This is a genomic window from Kitasatospora sp. NPDC051164, from assembly GCF_044455625.1.
Classification (GTDB): domain Bacteria; phylum Actinomycetota; class Actinomycetes; order Streptomycetales; family Streptomycetaceae; genus Kitasatospora.
Genome location: NZ_JBITFB010000111.1, coordinates 1 through 1,970, shown reverse-complemented (window position 1 = coordinate 1,970; position 1,970 = coordinate 1). Strand labels below are relative to the sequence as shown.

The 1,970-nt window shown below is 57.7% G+C and carries 1 rRNA gene; it reads left to right on the top strand.

Annotated elements, in window-relative coordinates:
- Positions 1-359 precede the first annotated feature (359 nt).
- Positions 360-1,970: ribosomal RNA gene (locus tag ACIBEC_RS47680) — 23S ribosomal RNA — on the top strand; the annotation flags it as partial.

The following is a 1,970-nucleotide window of genomic DNA, read 5'->3' as shown; positions in this document are numbered from 1 at the left end:
AGGAGCCGTCGAAGGTGGGACCAGCGATTGGGACGAAGTCGTAACAAGGTAGCCGTACCGGAAGGTGCGGCTGGATCACCTCCTTTCTAAGGAGCACATAGCAGCTTCGGGCGAATGTCCCGGAGTGCTCGCTCATGGGTGGAACGTTGACTATTCGGCACAGCGAGGGCTTGTTCTCCTAGTACTGCTTCGGCGTGGAAGAGAGATTCGGGTTCTGGTTGTGTCGGGCACGTTGTTGGGTCCTGAGGGAACGGTTGACCGTTGTCTCAGTGCCGGCCTCACTCGAGGCGCTCTTCGGAGTGTTGAGGGTGTGTGACTGGTCGTTGTTTGAGAACTGCACAGTGGACGCGAGCATCTGTGGCCAAGTTTTTAAGGGCGCACGGTGGATGCCTTGGCACCAGGAACCGATGAAGGACGTGGGAGGCCACGATAGTCCCCGGGGAGCCGTCAACCAGGCTTTGATCCGGGGGTTTCCGAATGGGGAAACCCGGCAGTCGTCATGGGCTGTCACCCGCTGCTGAACACATAGGCAGTGTGGAGGGAACGCGGGGAAGTGAAACATCTCAGTACCCGCAGGAAGAGAAAACAACCGTGATTCCGGGAGTAGTGGCGAGCGAAACCGGATGAGGCTAAACCGGAATGGTGTGAGACCCGGCAGGGGTTGCCGTTTCGGGGTCGTGGGTTTTTTCTTGATCGGTCTGCCGGCCGGTCGGCGAGTCAGAAACCGTATGGATAGTCGAAGGACATGCGAAAGGTCCGGCGTAGAGGGTAAGACCCCCGTAGACGAAATCTGTACGGCTCGCTTGAAGAATACCCAAGTAGCACGGGGCCCGAGAAATCCCGTGTGAATCTGGCGGGACCACCCGCTAAGCCTAAATATTCCCTGGTGACCGATAGCGGATAGTACCGTGAGGGAATGGTGAAAAGTACCGCGGGAGCGGAGTGAAATAGTACCTGAAACCGTGTGCCTACAAGCCGTGGGAGCGTCGTTCGTCAGCTTGCTGGCGGGCCGTGACTGCGTGCCTTTTGAAGAATGAGCCTGCGAGTTTGCGGTGTGTAGCGAGGTTAACCCGTGTGGGGTAGCCGTAGCGAAAGCGAGTCCGAATAGGGCGTTTGAGTTGCATGCCCAAGACCCGAAGCGGAGTGATCTAGCCATGGGCAGGTTGAAGCGGAGGTAAGACTTCGTGGAGGACCGAACCCACCAGGGTTGAAAACCTGGGGGATGACCTGTGGTTAGGGGTGAAAGGCCAATCAAACTCCGTGATAGCTGGTTCTCCCCGAAATGCATTTAGGTGCAGCGTCACGTGTTTCTTGCCGGAGGTAGAGCACTGGATAGGCGATGGGCCTCACCGGGTTACTGACCTTAGCCAAACTCCGAATGCCGGTAAGTGAGAGCGTGGCAGTGAGACTGTGGGGGATAAGCTCCATGGTCGAGAGGGAAACAGCCCAGAACACCGACTAAGGTCCCTAAGCGTGTGCTAAGTGGGAAAGGATGTGGAGTCGCAGAGACAACCAGGAGGTTGGCTTAGAAGCAGCCACCCTTGAAAGAGTGCGTAATAGCTCACTGGTCAAGTGATTCCGCGCCGACAATGTAGCGGGGCTCAAGCACATCACCGAAGTCGTGTCATTGCAGCATGAAGGGCCAACGCCTGCTGTGATGGGTAGGGGAGCGTCGTGTGCCGGGTGAAGCGGCGGTGGAAACCAGTCGTGGACGGTACACGAGTGAGAATGCAGGCATGAGTAGCGATACAAGAGTGGGAAACTCTTGCGCCGATTGACCAAGGGTTCCTGGGTCAAGCTGATCTGCCCAGGGTAAGTCGGGACCTAAGGCGAGGCCGACAGGCGTAGTCGATGGACAACGGGTTGATATTCCCGTACCCGCTTTGAAGCGCCAACGCTGAACCTTCTGATGCTAAGCCCGTGAAGCCGGCCCGGAGTCTTCGGACAAAGGGACGTGGTGGAGCCGGTGG